Genomic DNA, 15,811 nt, shown 5'->3' on the forward strand with positions numbered 1-15,811 from the left:
CTCGCAAAACGCACCGAACGTCAGGCGGCCAACCTCGAGGAGACGGCGGCCGCGGTGGAGCAGGTGACGCGCACCGTGCGTCAGACGGCCGAGGGCGCCGACCAGGCCAATTCGACCGTCATTGCCGCGCGTGCCAATGCCGAGCAGGGCGGCGAGGTCGTCAGCTATGCCATCGGCGTGATGCAGGAAATCCAGGCCTCGTCGGCGAGCATCGCCCGCATCGTCGATGTGATCGACGAGATCGCCTTCCAGACCAACCTGCTGGCGCTCAATGCCGGCATCGAGGCGGCGCGCGCCGGCGACGCGGGGAGGGGATTTGCCGTCGTCGCCTCGGAGGTGCGTGCGCTCGCGCAGCGCTGTGCCGAGGCGGCCAAGGATATCCAGTCGTTGATCGCGAAATCGCGCGACCAGGTCGAGGATGGCGTCAACTCGGTCAACAAGGTGGCCCAGTCGCTGCGGCAGATCGTGGCGCAGGTGGTGGAGGTGAGCTCGGTCTTCGGTGCGATCCGCGCCAGCACCGCCGAGCAGGCGACCGGCCTCCAGGAGGTCAACAGCGCCATCAGCCAGATGGACCAGATCACCCAGCAGAATGCCGCGATGGTGGAGCAGGCGAACGCCTCGAGCCAGGCGCTGACGGCTGAGGCCGAGCAGACTGCACGACGTCTCCGCGCCTTCAAGACGTCCGGCAGCGGCAGTGCCGGTGGCGCATCAGGCTATCAGATCGCTGCTTAAATTACCGCCGGAATGACAGCCACACGCTCCTCATCCCTGTGCTCGTCACAGGGATCCAGCCACGGCGCGTCCGCGCCGTGAATGACGTTGGCTTGTCGAGGGAGGCGGTTGCTGAGGCAACAATGCTGCCCTTCGGCGTGGTACAAAGCGCCAGATGGAGTCTCTAGCACCGCCGACGCGGTGCGGCTGGATTCCTGTGACAAGCACAGGAATGACGGGGGAGAGAACAACCGGCAGGCAGGAGGTGAAGAGCAGCGGAGCTCAGAACCGCCGATCGACGAAATGCTTTGCCTGCGCGCCGGCGTGATAGAAGGCGGATTTCACGGTTCGCCACGGATCCGGCGTGATCGGGGTTTCTGAAAGCGGGATGGCTGAGGCGTCTCCCATGACGTGGTCAGCGAGTGCACGTCCGAAGACCGTTCCCGGCGCAATGCCGCGGCCATTGTAACCGCTTACCGAAACGACGTTCGGCGCGAGCACGTGCATCGCCGGGAGGTTGTTGGTCGTCATGCCGATGCTGCCGTCCCACCAGTATTCGAAGCGGAAATCGCCGATATAGGGGAAGAGCTTGCGTAGCGAGCGAGCGGCGAAGGCGCGATGCGTGCCCTCGGCCATGGCGTCGAGCCGGCCGATCGAACCGAAGATCATTCGGTTCTGCTGGTCCATGCGGAAGGAGGTCATCACGAGCCCGGTATCCCAGCTGCCCTGACGCTCCGGCAGGATTCGCGCTGCAACCTTTTCGGGAAGCGGATTGGTGGCGAACTGGAAATAGGGGAGGATCGTCAGTTCCTGCGTATGCGCCTTCCACGGCACGTCGGCAACGAGGCCGCCATAGGCGTTGGTGGCAAGAATGACGTGGCGGGCGGCAATCCTGCCGCGGCCGGCCTTCAGTTTCCATAGATCGCCCTGGCGCTCGGCGGCAACCAGCGGAGTGTCGGTAAAGATGCTGGCGCCGCCGGCAAGCGCCGCCCGTGCCAGCCCTCTTGCGTAGGCGAGTGGCTGGATCGTTCCGGCGCGACGGTCGAGCAACGCACCGGCAAAGCCCTCCGCGCCGGACAGCGCGTGCGTCCTCTCGGCGGAGAGCACTTCGACCGGTGCGCCGCGTTTCTTCCACTGCGCCTCGCGATCCTCAATGTCCTTCAAGCCCTCGGCGCCGACAGCCATGTGGAGCGTGCCGTTGCGGACAGCTTCGCATTGCATCCCGTGTTTCGCGACCAGGTCGTAGACGAGAGACGGACCGTCGCCGAGCTCTTTCAACAAGCGGTTTCCCGCGTCGGCGCCGAGGGTTGCCACCAGATCGTCCGGCTTCACCCACATGCCGGCATTGACCAGACCGACATTGCGTCCGGAGCCGCCGAATCCGATCATCCGCGCTTCGACCACGGTTGCGTTCACGCCCTTTTCCGCAAGGTGCAGCGCGGCGGAGAGGCCGGTGAAACCGCCGCCGATAATCGCCACGTCGGTCGTCAGTTCGCCTGCAAGCGGGCCGGTTTCAGGAGCGGCCGGTGCCGTCGCATGCCAGAGATTGGGGAGAGCACGCTCCGTTGCCATTGCGGACATTCCTTTGCCTTCGGAGTGGGGAATGAAGGCCGAAAACGCCCCTCTTTATCCTGCACCGATTGATCGTGATGGAAAACTCTTCGCCAGTGATAGAACCATTGTCGCAAAGTTTTTCATGACAATGTTTCATGAGGTCATGAAGCCGTGCAATGCCCGGCGGCGGCCGCAGATTGCGATCAGGAAATCGCCTGCACGCGCCCTCTCGAGGAACTGGTCCTGAAAGGAGGGCGTGTCCTTCGCCGCGTGGCGGCCGCGTTATAGGATCAATCGACGAACTCGACCGTCACGCCCTTGCTGACCATCTTGCCGAGTTCGGTGGCGTCCCAGTTGGTCAGGCGAATGCAGCCGTGGCTCTGGGTCTTGCCGATCTTCGACGGGTCGGGGGTGCCGTGAATGCCGTAGGTCGGCTTCGACAGCGCGATCCATACCGTGCCGACGGGACCGTTCGGTCCCGGCTGCAGGGTCAGGATCTTGTCGTTCGCGCCCTGCTGGAAGTTGATCTTCGGGTTGTAGGTGTAGCCCGGATCGAAGGCGATCCGCTCGACCGACACGATGCCGGAGGGGGAGGGTGTGTCCGACGAGCCGATCGTCGAAGGATAAGCGGCAACGAGCTTGTCGGCCTCATCGTAGGCGAGCACCTGCTTGCGACTCTTGTCGGCCACAATCCTCGCGACCTTGCCCGCCTTGTTCGGGCCTGGATTGATGACCTTGATAATCGTACCCGGAACGGTGAAATCTATGCCCGGATTGAGTTCGCGCAGGTAGGCCTCGTCCATGTGGAACTTCTCGCCGAGCATCTCGACCGTGGACATGAAGGACAGATGCGGAAGCATCGCCTTGTGGGCATAGTCTTCCGGGATCGCCGCGACATAGGGCCCGGCCGCGTCTGCAGCGGTGATCGTGTAGGTGGTGATCGGCAGACCGCCGTTGAAGCGCAGCCGTTCGAGAATGTCTTCGGTGTTGTTCGGATCGAGCGTCTCGCCGGTTGCCTGCTGCCAGGCCTCGATTGCCTTGGTGACGTTCGAGCCCATCTTGCCGTCGATCACACCCGGCGAGAAGCCTTCGCGGTCGAGAAACACCTGCAGCGCGGTGATCTCCGCACGCGATTTGCCCTTCACCGTGATCGCTGGCGGCATCGGCTGCCTGAGCGGATCGTCATATTGGGGATCGTAGGCTGCCTGCTCGCTGCCATCGATCAGGCCCGGCAGGTTGTCCCGCAACTCCTCACGCTCGACTGGGGCCGGCTCGCGGTAGTCCGGGACGGTGCCCGTATATTCGCCGGGCTCGGAATAGCCGTAGCCGCGGTCGCCATAGCCGTCGTTCGAATAGACGTCGACGTCGCTTTGCCGCCGACGGGCTCTGCTGTAGCCGTCCGACGGCATCACTGTCGCGACGACATTGCCCCAGGGATCGACGAGAACAGTGCGGCCGCGGCGGTCACGCATCGCGCGGACCTCGTCCTGTCCCGGCATATAGTCGAGAATTTCGCCGCTCGGGGTAACCAGGATCACATCACCGCCGCCGCGGTAATAACCTTCCTGCGCGAAGGCAGGTATAAGCTCCACGGCCAAAAGGCCGGCTGCGGCAAGAAGCGAGAGGCCGGTGCGGGTCGCAGTCGTCACGATAGAACCTGTTTTCATGATGATTGATCCGGGCGGTACATGCCGATTTGGACGTTAATGTGAAAAAAGTGAATCCATCGTGAACGGTTGGTTAAAATTCATCCTCACCGATCGGTTAACCGTACTAGATCGGTCTGGCGTCGGTTTCAACCGGGGAGAATGAGGGCAGAAGGGCCTGGAATCGATCCTTCGCACCGTGTTCGTCCTCCGTCTGTGTCGGTAACGCTCACGAAGCCGGATTGTTCAGTCGCAAATTGTCATGCCCGGGGCGTTTTGCTTTGCTTTATCATGCATTTGCACGTCGCCCGATTCGTGTGCACCAGCCGGAGCAACCTATGGAAACAACCTTGAGCAGCACGCGTGACAGTGTCCCCAGCCACCTCCTGTTCGATCGCTCGTCGGCGCTCGACATTGGCGCCTTCGTGGTCGATGGCACGGACCTTTCTCCGGGTTCGGCCATCCCGTCCGATGGCGACCCGCGGATCGATCGTGCGCTCGCCGGCTTTCTCTTTACCTGCGGCCCCGATCACATCCGCCATCCCGAACTTGTCGAAGGCCGCGACGACGGGAGGCGCTACCCTCTGCATGGTTCGCTTGCAGGCACGTCCGTCATCCGGGCGGAGATGTCCGCCGACGGCACAGGTTGCGAGGCTCTGACCGAGGTGCATCTTGCCTGTGGCGGCAAGGCGGCCGTCCAGCGTCGATGGTCCGTGAGCGAAAACGGGCAAAGCGTGATACTTGAGGATCACGTAACGAACGTCGGCGCTTCGGCCTTCGCGCCAATGATGATGTATCACATGAATATTGGCGGCCGGCTGCTCGGCCCCGAAACGCATGTCGTCAGTCCCTCACTCGAAAGTGGATCGCTCGGCTGGCAGTTCGGCATGGGCGAGAGCGCCCATTTTTGTATTCCGGCGCATGACGAGGACGGCTGGTCGGAGGTTTCGCTTACGCCCTTGCCGGGGCTTGGCGGGCGGCGGCTTGCCGTTCGGTTTCGCGTGGACACGCTGCCGTTCCTGCAGATGTGGCGCTGCCAGCGCGACGGCGCCAATGTCATCAGCATCGAACCGGCATCGCATCGCCTGGCAAGGCGGCCGGAGCTGGCGGCATCGGGCGAGCTCGGCGTCATCGAGCCTGGCCAGGCGCGCGACTATGCGCTCGCCTTCGCGGTGTCCTGATCGACCGGAATAGCCAGAGCGGCTGCGGGCGGAAACTTCCTCATCCCGCTCTTGCGATTGACGCCGCCTGACGCCCGGCCTAAATCAGGGCAACACCGTTCAGAGGAAGCATCATCATGGACATTCGCCAGATCAACGATGAATACTCGGTTTCCGGCCAGATCACGGTCGAGGACCTCGACGAGATCAAGGCGCTCGGGTTCAAGTCCATCGTCTGCCACCGCCCGGATTTCGAGACCCCTGATCAGCCGACCTTCGATGCGATCGCCGCCCGCGCCGCCGAGCTGGGCCTCGAAATCACGCATATTCCCGTAGGACCGATGGGCGTGACCGCCGACACGGTGACCCGCATGGTCGATGCACTCGACGAGTTCCAGCGCCCGATGCTCGGCTATTGCCGTTCCGGCGCCCGCTCCACCGCTGTTTATCAGCAGACGCAGCATATCCGCAGCTGACGGGACTGGTCTGCCGCCGGCCAAGTGAACCGCTACGGCACCCCCCTCTGCCCTGCCGGGCGGAGGGAGGTTAAGAAGCACCGGACTTCGGCTCTTGTCTCGCTTCAACCGTTGCGAATTTCGGTCAGCGTTCTGGTCGGCGTGATCGCTTCCGGGTCGAGCTTGATTTCGATGATCGCCGGCTTGCCGCTGGCGCGTGCCCGGAGGAATGCGTCGGCAAATTCTTCGGTCCGCACCACGGTTTCGCCATGGCCACCATAGGCGCGTGCAAGTGCTGCAAAATCCGGGTTGGTAAGGTCCGTGGCGCTGACGCGGCCGGGATATTCGCGCTCCTGGTGCATGCGGATCGTGCCGTAGATGCCGTTGTTGACGACGAGCACAATGATCGGCAGCTGATAGCGGATGGCGGTCGCGAACTCCTGCCCGTGCATGAGGAAGCAGCCGTCACCGGCAAAGCAGATAACTTCGCGCTCCGGATGGAGTTGCTTGGCCGCGACGGCCGCCGGCAGCCCGTAGCCCATCGAGCCTGAAGCGGGTGCGGCCTGGGTTCCATAACGGCGGAAGCGGTGGAAGCGGTGCAGCCAGGTGGCGTAGTTGCCGGCGCCGTTGGTGAAGATCGTGTCCGGCCCCGTATTCGCCTCGATCCAGTTCATGATCGGCCCCATCTGCACGTCGCCGGGACCCTTTTCAGGCGGCGTCGACCATTTGAGATAGGCTTCGTGCATGGCCCCGGTGCGCGCGGACCACTCAGGTTCGGCCGCAGGTGCGAGGTCGCCGAGCGCCGCTACGAAATCGCGCGGGCTTGCGGCGATCGCCAGATCCGGGCGGTAGACGCGGCCTAGCTCCGCGGGATCCGGATGGACATGGACCAGCGTCTGCCTGGGGTAGGGGACGTCGATCAGCGTGTAGCTGGAAGAGGGCATCTCAGAAAAACGGCCGCCGACGAGCAGGACGAGATCGGCCTCCTTGATTTCCTTCGCCAGTGCGGGGTTGATGCCGATGCCGACGTCGCCGGCATAGACCGGATTCAGGTGGTCGAAGAGCATCTGGCGGCGGAAGGAGCAGCCGACCGGCAGCCTCCAGCGCTCCGCGAAACGCTGGAATCCGGCCACGCTTTCGGCAGACCAGCGCGTGCCGCCAAGGATAGCAATCGGCCGTTTCGCAGCTGCGAGCAGTTCCTCGAGCCCGGCGATCTGGCCGCGGCCCGGATGGCTCTCGACCGGCTGGTAGGCGCGGGCCTGAGGCGCCTCGGTAGGCTCCGTCAGCATGTCCTCCGGGAGCGTCAGGACCACCGGGCCGGGACGGCCTGACGTCGCGACGGCAAAGGCGCGGGTGACGAACTCGGGGATGCGCGCCGGGTCGTCGATTTCTCCCACCCATTTCGCGACCTCGGTAAAGGCGCGGCGATATTCGATCTCCTGGAAGGCCTCGCGCTCGCGCGCGTCGCGCTGCACCTGGCCGATGAAGAGGATCATCGGGATCGAGTCCTGCCTGGCGATATGAAGCCCGGCCGAGGCGTTGGTGGCGCCCGGGCCGCGGGTCACCATGCAGATGCCGGGTTCGCCGGTGAGCCGGCCCCAGCAGTCCGCCATCATCGCCGCGCCGCCTTCCTGGCGGCAGACAATGACATCGATGTCGGTGTCGTGGAGTGCGTCCAGGACCGCCAGATAGCTCTCTCCCGGCACGCACGAGATGCGCCTGACGCCATTCGCGACCAGCGCCTCGACAACCAGCTGACCACCCGTTTTCATCCGAACTCCTCCCAATGCTCTTTTATTCTTATCCGTTTATCGACACCTCAGATCGCCGGCGAGACCGGTGCGACACTTGCGGTCTTCTCCACCTTACGCTCGCGCCAGATGATATAGAGACCCGAGGCGATGATGATCGCGATGCCCAGCCACTTCAGCGCGTCCGGAAGATCGGCGAAGACCAGCCAGCCGAAGATCGTCGCCGAGACGATTTCGAGATATTGCAGCGGCGCGAGCACCGAAGCTGCGGCGGCGCGATAGGCATAGACACCGAGCACGCCCGAGATCGTCGCGGTGACGCCGACGCCGAGCAGGTAGAGCCACGTATTGCCCTCCGGCCAGACGGGATCGAACACGCTCGAGCCGCTGCCTTCACCGAACGAGAGCAGGACGAGGCAGAAGAGGCCGCCCCAGATGCCTGCGTGGAACTGCATCGACCAGGGGTCCTCGTTCTGCGCGACCATGCGGGTCACGAGCAGGAAGACGGCGAGCCCGAAGGCGGCGACGATCGGCAGAAGCGCGATCAGGCCCACCTCCTGCATGCTCGGCTGGATGACGAGCAGCGCACCGAAGAATCCGACGGCGCAGGCAGTGTAGCGCCGCCAGCCGATCGTCTCCTTAAGGAAAATGGCGCCGAGAATGGTGAGGATGATCGGCTCCACGAAAAAGATGGCGATCGCGTCGGCAACCTCCATCACCTTCAGCGTGGTGATGAAGGAGAGCATGGTCAGCACCAGAAGCCCGCCGCGCAGCGCATGCAGTGCGCTCTTGCGCCAGGTGAGGTCGAAGAGGGTGCCGCGGACAAGGACGACCGGCAGGATGAAGGCCACCTGCAGCAGGAAGCGGACGGCGGTGATCTCGGCCGACGGAACCGTGGCGATCGCAAGTTTGGCGAAGATGTCGATCAGCGGCGAGATCAGAACGGCAATGACCATCAACGTGAGGCCAAAGGAAACGCGGTCGTGACCGGCGGCGATTCTGGGCAGGGAGAGGTCGGTCATGGTTTTCCGTCTCGTCGGCGCTTTCTATCGACCGCCTTCAGGCACCAGGCGGCAAAGTCTTCGGTTGCCTTCTCCCGGCCGATCTCGTTGAGCGTCTCGTGGCGCATGCCGTCATGGATGGTGATGGTCACGTCGGTCATATCGCGCGCTTTCATTTGCTCGCCGAGCCAGCGAATGGCGGCGCCGTTGAACGTCGAAGGATCCGCGCTGCCGCCGACGAGATGGACGGGCAGATTGGCGGGCAACCGCGCCAACCGGTCCGCGCGGGCGCCGGCGAAGGCGAATTTGAACAGGTCGATCCAAAGCGACACCGTCGCATCGAAACCGCAGAGCGGATCGGCCGCGTATTTGGCGACTTCGCTTTCGTCGCGCGACAGCCAGTCGGCATCGCTCTTCCGATCGGCAATCGCCTTGCTCCAGGCGCCGAAGGTGAGCTTCGTCAGCAGAGGGCTCGGCACGTCCGAACCTTTCAGCATCCGCTCGATCGCCAATATCGCCTGACCGCCTCGGCCGGCAAGGCCCGGGCGGAAATTGGAATTCCAGACGGCAAGCGCGTCATAAAGCTCTGGATCGGCTTCGGCGGCGTTGAGCGCGATCAGCCCACCCATCGAATGACCGAAGAGAACGACCGGCAGGTCCGGGTGGTTGGCGACTGCCATGTCGCGCATCGCCCGCACGTCCGCGATCACCTTGGCCGCCCCATCCCGTTGCGCGAAGGTTGCAAGCGGGGCGTCCGGCGCCCGGCTCTCCCCATGGCCGCGATGGTCATGTGCATAGACATGGAAGCCATTTGCCGCCATCGCCTCGGCGAAACGCGCATAGCGGCCGGAATGTTCGGACAATCCGTGGCTGATGATGAGGATGCCCCGCGGTTCGGTCGAGGCCGTGAAATGGCGCCAGCCGAGCGTAGCACCCGTCGGGCTTTGATGCGTCCTCACCTGCCCGAACATGTCATGCCCCCGGGAACAATCATCAGACCTTTGCGTGCCGCCGAGAGAGTGTCGAGGACACCATCGCGCGAACCAAGGAACACTCTCAGCGGAAATGCCCTTCGCAAAATACACCGGCCGATATCAAATCGATTTGCTCCGCAAAGGCAATCGCTGCTTGTTGCTTGTTGCGCATGAGGTCACAACGAATCCGGAAATGAGGATTAGGGGTTGCAATTTTCGCGCATTCGTCGATATTTGTTCTTGTTTTGTTTTCCTGTTGGAGGCTATTTGAAATGCGGGCGAGGGTGAAAACGAATCTTGCGAGAGTTGCGACACTCATTCTGGGGCTGGGACTGTCGTCCTTTGCCGCAGCCGAGGAGGTGTCGCCGGTCGAAACGGCGGGAGTGGCAAGCTCCGGCAAGACGCAATACGTGCTGGCGGTCAGTTGGCAGCCGGGATTTTGCGAGACGCGACCGAACCGCAAGGAATGCGCGGATCAGACGGCAGACCGCTTTGATGCGACGCATTTCTCGCTTCACGGGCTCTGGCCGCTGAAGAAGAGCTATTGCGGCGTCGAGGCGGAGCTCAAGGCGCGCGATCGAAAGGGCGACTGGCTGGACCTGCCGAAGCTTGCCATGGCCGACGAAACCGCCGCACGCCTGCTCGTCGCCATGCCGGGGGTCAAGTCCGGCCTCGATCGCCACCAATGGCTGCAGAGCGGCACGTGCCAGACTGCAAAGGCGGACGATTATTTCAGGCTGCAACTGCGCCTTGTCGACGAATTGAACTCGTCCGCCGTGCAGGCTCTCTTTGCCGGCAAACTCGGTTCAGAGATTGGCGAAAAAGAGATCAAGCAGGCCTTCGACCAGAGCTTCGGGGTCGGGGCCGGCGACCGGGCGCGCATGCGCTGCCAGACGATCAACGGCCGCAGCGTCATCACCGGTTTCACCATCGGACTTTCCGGCGACCTCGCAGGCAAGGCTGGTCTTGAGAGCCTGATCCAGGCGGCCGGGCCGACCGAGTTCAAGTGCGCCAAGGGGATCGTCGACGCCGCCGGGCGCGGTTGATCCGCGAGGGCTGCTTGCCAGAAGGGATTGGTGTGGGCAGGCCTTTGGCGGATTGCCCCGCCACCGTAATTCGCCTACATAGCGGGCAAATTTCCCTTCCGATGCGGAGCATTCCCTTATGGCACGTCAGTTCATCTATCACATGGCCGGGCTCAACAAGGCCTATGGCAACAAGAAGGTCCTGGAGAACATCCATCTATCGTTCTACCCGGATGCGAAGATCGGTATTCTCGGCCCCAATGGCGCCGGTAAGTCGACGGTCCTCAGGATCATGGCGGGCCTCGACCATGAATATACCGGCGAAGCCTGGGTCGCTGAGGGCGCAACCGTCGGCTATCTGCCGCAGGAGCCGCAGCTCAATCCCGCAAAGACCGTGCTCGAGAACGTCATGGAGGGCGTTGCCGCCAAGAAGGCGATCCTCGACCGGTACAACGAACTGATGATGAACTATTCCGACGAGACGGCGGACGAGGGGGCCAAGCTCCAGGACATCATCGACAGCCAGAACCTCTGGGATCTCGACAGCCAGGTGGAGATGGCGATGGACGCGCTGCGCTGCCCGCCGGGTGACGCCGACGTCAACAATCTCTCGGGCGGTGAGAAGCGCCGCGTTGCGCTCTGCAAGCTCCTGCTGTCGCAGCCGGATCTCCTGCTGCTCGACGAACCGACCAACCACCTCGATGCCGAGACGATCGCCTGGCTCGAAAAGCACCTGCGCGAATATCCGGGTGCCGTGCTGATGGTCACCCACGACCGCTACTTCCTCGACAACGTCACCGGCTGGATCCTCGAGCTCGACCGCGGCCGCGGCATTCCCTACGAGGGTAATTATTCCGCCTATCTGCAGGCGAAGGCCAAGCGCATGGCCCAGGAGGGCCGCGAGGAGGCAACCCGCCAGAAGGCAATCAGCCGCGAGCAGGAGTGGATCGCTTCGAGCCCGAAGGCCCGACAGGCGAAATCCAAGGCGCGTGTCCGCGCCTATGACGAACTGGTCAAGGCGGCCGCCGACCGGCGTCCCGGCGACGCCCAGATCATCATTCCCGTCGGCGAGCGCTTGGGCCAGGTGGTCATCGAGGCGGAGAACATTTCCAAGGGCTATGACGATCAACTGCTGATCGAGGGCCTGAGCTTCAAACTGCCGCCCGGCGGCATCGTCGGCGTCATTGGTCCGAACGGCGCCGGCAAGACGACGCTCTTCCGGATGATCACCGGCAAGGAACAACCGAACGACGGTTCCTTCCGGATCGGCGAGAGCGTGCAGCTTGCCTATGTCGACCAGAGCCGCGACGCGCTCGACGCCAACAAGACCGTCTGGGAGGAAATCTCCGGCGGCAATGACATCATCAAGCTGGGCAAGCACGAGGTCAATTCGCGCGCCTATTGCTCGTCCTTCAATTTCAAGGGCGGCGACCAGCAGCAGAAGGTAGGCACGCTTTCGGGTGGCCAGCGTAACCGCGTGCACCTCGCGAAGATGCTAAAGTCCGGCGGCAACGTCGTCCTGCTCGACGAACCGACCAACGACCTTGATACCGAAACGCTGGCGGCACTCGAGGACGCGCTCGAAAACTTCGCCGGTTGCGCGGTCATCATCAGCCACGACCGCATGTTCCTCGACCGTCTGGCGACCCATATCCTCGCCTTTGAGGGCGATAGCCATGTTGAGTGGTTCGAAGGCAACTTCGAGGACTACGAAAAGGACAAGGTCCGCCGCCTCGGCCCGGATTCGGTCAATCCGAAGCGCGTGACCTACAAGCGCCTGACGCGCTAACGCATGTTGCCCAAAACTGTGCAGCGGTTTTGGACCACGACATGCATGAAAACAAAGACGTAAAGCGCCACGCGTCTTATCAGACGCGCAAAGGTCGCTGTAGCTCCCTGAATTGCTGGATGTTTTACATCGTCTGCGATTAAGGAGACATGCAGTAGGCTCTTCTTGGACGGGCGGATCGTAGCATCCGCCCGTTCGCCTATCTTCTCCGCGCCATTCGATTGTCTTTGTGCGCAAATTCACTTGCGCACTTCTCACAAATCACATAAAGATATCTTTATGTGTTGATGAGGAGGCGATGGTGAGCCGAGGAACGCTTGGGTTGGACGCGTTGGTCGACGTGCTGAAGGCGGCGGGTGAGCCGACACGGATGCGCCTGCTCGCTTTGCTGTGTGCCAGCGACCTTACCGTCACCGATCTTACCGAAATTCTCGGACAATCGCAGCCGCGTATCTCCCGGCATCTGAAGCTGCTTGCCGAAGTGGCGCTCATTGATCGCTATCAGGAAGGGGCGTGGGCCTATTTCCGCCTGCGGCAGGAGGGAGGGCGTGTCGCGCTGGTGCGCGAACTGCTCGCGGCGGCCGCGGCTGAAGACGCCATCCTTGCCAAGGATGCGATGCGGCTCGCCGTCCTGAAACGCCAGCGCGCCGAGAAGGCGCAGGCCTATTTCAGCCGCAATGCCGCCGAATGGGATGAACTGAGGCGGCTGCATGTCAGCGAAGGCGATGTCGAGGCCACGCTGAAGGCGATGGTCGGCGAGAAACCGGTCGAAAGCCTGCTCGATCTTGGCACCGGCACCGGTCGTATCCTGCAACTTTTCGAGGGTATCTACCGGCGCGGCATCGGCGTCGATGCCAGCCGCGACATGCTTGCTGTGGCGCGCTCCAACCTCGACAGGGCGGGAATTACGAAAGCTTCCATCCGCCACGGCGATATCTTCAACTTGCCGCTCGACGGACAGGCTTTCGATCTCGTGACGATCCATCAGGTGCTGCATTTCCTGGAGGAGCCCGAAGCGGCGATTGCCGAGGCCGCGCGCATGCTCGCGCCTGGCGGCCGGCTCGTCATCATCGATTTCGCCCCGCACGGGCTCGAATATCTGCGTCATGAGCATGCCCATGCGCGCCTCGGCTTCTCCCATCAGGCGATGGCCGACTGGCTGCAGAAGGCTGGCCTCGCGCTGGAGAAAACAACCGACCTCGCGCCGGAGGGCGCGGACGAGGGCAAACTGACAGTGACGATCTGGCTGGCGCGCGATCAGCGTGTTGCCGATCACATCGCCGATATGCCGCGTCAGCGCGTTCAGGCAGGGGGAGTTTGAGAATGACGACACGGACGCTTTATCCGGCTGAGCGCGGTAACCTCAGACTGTCATTCGAGTATTTTCCTCCGAAGACCGACGAAATGGAGGTGCAGCTCTTCCAGACGGTTGCGGACCTTTCCGTGTTTGACCCTGCCTTCGTCACCGTGACCTACGGCGCCGGCGGCTCGACGAAGGCCCGTTCGCTGACGACCGTCAGGCGTATGATCGGGGAAATGGGCATCGGGAACACGGCGGCGCATCTGACCTGCGTCGGCGCCCCGAAAGCCGAAGTCGATGCAGTGATCGAGGAGTTCCTGGCCTTCGGCGTCCGGCATTTCGTGGCGCTCCGGGGCGATCCGCAGGGCGGCATCGGCAGCGCCTATCAGCCGTTTCCGGGAGGTTACGAAAACGCCGCTGCCCTCGTAAAGGCCTTGCGCGCCCGTGGCGACTTCGAAATTTCGGTTTCGGCCTATCCGGAGAAGCACCCGGAGAGCACGGATGTCGCCGCCGATATCGACATGCTGAAGCGCAAGGTCGACAACGGCGCGACGCGGGCGATCACCCAGTTCTTCTTCGACAACGATGATTTCGAGCGTTATCTGGAGCGGGTGCGAAGGGCCGGCGTCCACGTTCCGATCGTGCCGGGAATCCTGCCGATCAACAATCTCGCTCAGGTCCAGAGATTCGCCGGATTGTGCGGCGCGCGGGTTCCCGAGGCGGTCATTTCGCGGCTCGCCCATCTTGAAGACCAGCCCGCGGAGCGGTTCAAGGAAGCGACCCATATCGCCGCCGAACAGATTGTCGATCTCGCCCGGCGCGGCGTGCGCGATTTCCATCTCTACACGATGAACCGCTCACCGCTTATCACGGCGGTCTGCGATCTTGTCGGGTTTGAGCGTATGCCGGTGCAGGAGACCGCTGTCGAGCTTCCGATCAGGGCGAGCGCGTAGACGCACCAGTTCGAGCAAAGATAAGCCCATGAACGGATCGGCGTTCATGGGCTTTGGTTGTTATCGCAGTCTGTTGACCGGGTACTCTCTGAGTGGCCTGCCTGACAAATCTTGCTGCAAATGGATTTCCGGAAATTAAAGTCCTTGTCTCGGTTTGGACTTTTCAGCGGCCCTGCTCAGACAAAAAGCATTATGGCCACGAATGCGAACGCTGCACTGATCATGAGGACATTCAACGAATGTGTAAGTCCCATAAGATGATCCTCCCTGCGTTGACCGGTAAAACATAGGGCGAAAAAACGGCGTGTGAAAGCGAAACTTGTGCTGCGCTGCGAAAGACGGACTGTAACAATGCGTTATTCACAGAACTAAACGTCGGAAATTATTCGATTTTCTCCTTGCCACATTTTTTTCACAATTGCTTCGCGCGGGTTAATGTAACCGCGTGTAATGCTGCGTGAGCGTCGCGGAGGGCGATGACGAAGCCTTTTTTGATTCTTTTTCAGGTCGAATAACGAAGCTTCAGGACGCGTCCGTCGAGGACGGCGAGGCCGGCTGCGATGAGCGCCATGCCGGCGATATCCACCGCCTGCAGTGTCTCGCCGAGAAAGAGATAGCCAAGCAATATGGCGCTCGGTGGCACGAGCAGCGTGACGAGCGAAGCGTTGGTTGCGCCAGCCTCCGCCATGATGCGGAAATAGAGAATGTAGCCGTAGGCGGTCGAGACGAGAGCGAGGCCGAGGATCGCGAACACGGCGGTTGTCGGCGGCGCCGGCAGCATCCAGGGCGTATCGGCAAGGGCGGCGATCGGCAACATCATCAGTGTCGACGCCGTCAATTGTCCGGCTGCCGTCACCGGCGGTGCCAGACTGCGGAAGCGCTTGCCGTAGGTTGCGGCCAGGCCGTAGCTGACAGCGGCCAGCACCGGCAGCACGAGCGCCCAGAGCGGGATGGTTGTGGAACGGCCGACAAGACCCGAAAGCGCGCTCGGACCGATGAGCACGATGGTGCCCGCCAGCCCCAACAAACAACCGCTGATCTTGGCGGCGCTCAGCTTCTCGTCGTCCGTGGCCATGTTGGCGATCAGTACGGTCCAGACCGGCGTCGTCGCGTTCAGGATCGCGGCGAGCCCGGCGCCAATATGCGTTTGGCCGAGGAAGATGAAGGCGTGCGGGATGGCGTTGTTGATCAATCCCATCAGCATGAATTCGGGCCAGCGTTCCTTGAGCGCCGGATAGATGCCGTAGCGGCCGCGAATGTAGATGTGGAGAGCAAGCGCCGCGAGACCGAGACGCAGGAGAACCAGCGTGAAGGGCGGCACATGGGCAACGGCAACCCGCGCGAAGAAGAAGGAACCACCCCAGATAAGGCCAAGCAGGGTCAGGAGCGCCCAGTTGCCCATCGTCATCTGTGTGTTGATCGCCTTTGCCGGTGAACTCATCGTCGTGCCTGTGCCATGCTGCAAGTGACGCGCAAGCCGTAATACAAAGAA

14 protein-coding genes are annotated in these 15,811 nt (G+C 62.6%); 8 read left to right on the forward strand and 6 right to left on the reverse strand.

Annotation, left to right across the window (positions count from 1 at the left end; translation table 11 throughout):
• Window positions 1-732, forward strand: a 732-nt coding sequence (locus QN222_RS11415) for a methyl-accepting chemotaxis protein (RefSeq protein WP_283965862.1), incomplete at its 5' end; no start/stop codon positions are given.
• Window positions 733-993: 261 nt separating this feature from the next.
• On the opposite strand, the gene QN222_RS11420 is transcribed toward QN222_RS11415, so the two are convergent.
• Window positions 994-2,283 carry an FAD-binding oxidoreductase gene (locus QN222_RS11420; protein WP_283965861.1) on the reverse strand — a complete coding sequence of 430 codons (1,290 nt, stop codon included), beginning with the start codon at window positions 2,281-2,283 and terminating at the stop codon, window positions 994-996.
• Between the two features lie 31 nt (window positions 2,284-2,314).
• On the opposite strand from QN222_RS11420, the gene QN222_RS11425 reads away from it, so the two are divergent.
• Window positions 2,315-2,512, forward strand: coding sequence for a hypothetical protein (locus tag QN222_RS11425; protein ID WP_283965860.1), 198 nt, complete (start codon window positions 2,315-2,317; stop codon window positions 2,510-2,512).
• Between the two features lie 43 nt (window positions 2,513-2,555).
• Here the strand turns inward: QN222_RS11425 and QN222_RS11430 are convergent, their stop codons facing one another.
• Window positions 2,556-3,932: a L,D-transpeptidase gene (locus QN222_RS11430; protein WP_283965859.1), complete on the reverse strand. Its 1,377-nt coding sequence runs from the start codon at window positions 3,930-3,932 to the stop codon at window positions 2,556-2,558.
• 317 nt (window positions 3,933-4,249) lie between these two features.
• On the opposite strand from QN222_RS11430, the gene QN222_RS11435 reads away from it, so the two are divergent.
• Window positions 4,250-5,092, forward strand: a complete 843-nt coding sequence (locus QN222_RS11435) for a DUF4432 family protein (protein WP_283965858.1) — start codon at window positions 4,250-4,252, stop codon at window positions 5,090-5,092.
• A gap of 116 nt (window positions 5,093-5,208) precedes the next feature.
• Window positions 5,209-5,547, forward strand: a complete 339-nt coding sequence (locus QN222_RS11440) for a TIGR01244 family sulfur transferase (RefSeq protein ID WP_283965857.1) — start codon at window positions 5,209-5,211, stop codon at window positions 5,545-5,547.
• Between the two features lie 104 nt (window positions 5,548-5,651).
• On the opposite strand, the gene QN222_RS11445 is transcribed toward QN222_RS11440, so the two are convergent.
• Genes QN222_RS11445 through QN222_RS11455 form a run of 3 tightly spaced genes read right to left on the reverse strand, consistent with a single transcriptional unit; the run spans window position 5,652 to window position 9,249 of the window.
• Window positions 5,652-7,298, reverse strand: a complete 1,647-nt coding sequence (locus QN222_RS11445) for a thiamine pyrophosphate-binding protein (RefSeq protein ID WP_284005436.1) — start codon at window positions 7,296-7,298, stop codon at window positions 5,652-5,654.
• Window positions 7,299-7,345: 47 nt separating this feature from the next.
• Window positions 7,346-8,299, reverse strand: a complete 954-nt coding sequence (locus QN222_RS11450; RefSeq protein WP_283966040.1) for a DMT family transporter — start codon at window positions 8,297-8,299, stop codon at window positions 7,346-7,348.
• Window positions 8,296-9,249, reverse strand: a complete 954-nt coding sequence (locus tag QN222_RS11455; protein WP_284005437.1) for an alpha/beta hydrolase — start codon at window positions 9,247-9,249, stop codon at window positions 8,296-8,298. The genes QN222_RS11450 and QN222_RS11455 overlap by 4 nt, the downstream gene beginning before the upstream one ends.
• A gap of 275 nt (window positions 9,250-9,524) precedes the next feature.
• Between QN222_RS11455 and QN222_RS11460 the strand changes: the two genes are divergently transcribed.
• The 4 genes from QN222_RS11460 (at window position 9,525) to metF (ending at window position 14,319) form a co-directional block, all read left to right on the forward strand.
• Window positions 9,525-10,298 (forward strand): ribonuclease, encoded by a 774-nt coding sequence (locus tag QN222_RS11460; protein WP_283964555.1) that lies wholly within the window; start codon window positions 9,525-9,527, stop codon window positions 10,296-10,298.
• A gap of 118 nt (window positions 10,299-10,416) precedes the next feature.
• Window positions 10,417-12,066, forward strand: coding sequence for an energy-dependent translational throttle protein EttA (gene ettA / locus QN222_RS11465; RefSeq protein ID WP_283964556.1), 1,650 nt, complete (start codon window positions 10,417-10,419; stop codon window positions 12,064-12,066).
• A 298-nt stretch (window positions 12,067-12,364) separates the two neighbouring features.
• Entirely contained in the window at window positions 12,365-13,387 is a 1,023-nt protein-coding gene (locus tag QN222_RS11470) for a metalloregulator ArsR/SmtB family transcription factor (RefSeq protein WP_283964557.1), read from the forward strand.
• Window positions 13,388-13,389: 2 nt separating this feature from the next.
• Window positions 13,390-14,319 carry a methylenetetrahydrofolate reductase [NAD(P)H] gene (gene metF / locus QN222_RS11475; RefSeq protein ID WP_283964558.1) on the forward strand — a complete coding sequence of 310 codons (930 nt, stop codon included), beginning with the start codon at window positions 13,390-13,392 and terminating at the stop codon, window positions 14,317-14,319.
• A gap of 502 nt (window positions 14,320-14,821) precedes the next feature.
• Here the strand turns inward: metF and QN222_RS11480 are convergent.
• Entirely contained in the window at window positions 14,822-15,760 is a 939-nt protein-coding gene (locus QN222_RS11480; RefSeq protein WP_283964559.1) for a DMT family transporter, read from the reverse strand.
• Between the last annotated feature and the right edge of the window lie 51 nt (window positions 15,761-15,811).

It is taken from the genome of Sinorhizobium sp. 6-70 (assembly GCF_030124375.1).
Classification (GTDB): domain Bacteria; phylum Pseudomonadota; class Alphaproteobacteria; order Rhizobiales; family Rhizobiaceae; genus Sinorhizobium.

Coding starts and splice junctions, on each gene's coding strand:
- QN222_RS11470 (WP_283964557.1), top strand. CDS start 12,365: ATGGTGAGCCGAGGAACGCTTGGGTTGGACGCGTTGGTCGACGTGCTG.
- ettA (WP_283964556.1), top strand. CDS start 10,417: ATGGCACGTCAGTTCATCTATCACATGGCCGGGCTCAACAAGGCCTAT.
- QN222_RS11445 (WP_284005436.1), bottom strand. CDS start 7,298: ATGAAAACGGGTGGTCAGCTGGTTGTCGAGGCGCTGGTCGCGAATGGC.
- metF (WP_283964558.1), top strand. CDS start 13,390: ATGACGACACGGACGCTTTATCCGGCTGAGCGCGGTAACCTCAGACTG.
- QN222_RS11460 (WP_283964555.1), top strand. CDS start 9,525: ATGCGGGCGAGGGTGAAAACGAATCTTGCGAGAGTTGCGACACTCATT.
- QN222_RS11420 (WP_283965861.1), bottom strand. CDS start 2,283: ATGGCAACGGAGCGTGCTCTCCCCAATCTCTGGCATGCGACGGCACCG.
- QN222_RS11480 (WP_283964559.1), bottom strand. CDS start 15,760: ATGAGTTCACCGGCAAAGGCGATCAACACACAGATGACGATGGGCAAC.
- QN222_RS11450 (WP_283966040.1), bottom strand. CDS start 8,299: ATGACCGACCTCTCCCTGCCCAGAATCGCCGCCGGTCACGACCGCGTT.
- QN222_RS11435 (WP_283965858.1), top strand. CDS start 4,250: ATGGAAACAACCTTGAGCAGCACGCGTGACAGTGTCCCCAGCCACCTC.
- QN222_RS11455 (WP_284005437.1), bottom strand. CDS start 9,249: ATGTTCGGGCAGGTGAGGACGCATCAAAGCCCGACGGGTGCTACGCTC.
- QN222_RS11425 (WP_283965860.1), top strand. CDS start 2,315: ATGAAGGCCGAAAACGCCCCTCTTTATCCTGCACCGATTGATCGTGAT.
- QN222_RS11440 (WP_283965857.1), top strand. CDS start 5,209: ATGGACATTCGCCAGATCAACGATGAATACTCGGTTTCCGGCCAGATC.
- QN222_RS11430 (WP_283965859.1), bottom strand. CDS start 3,932: ATGAAAACAGGTTCTATCGTGACGACTGCGACCCGCACCGGCCTCTCG.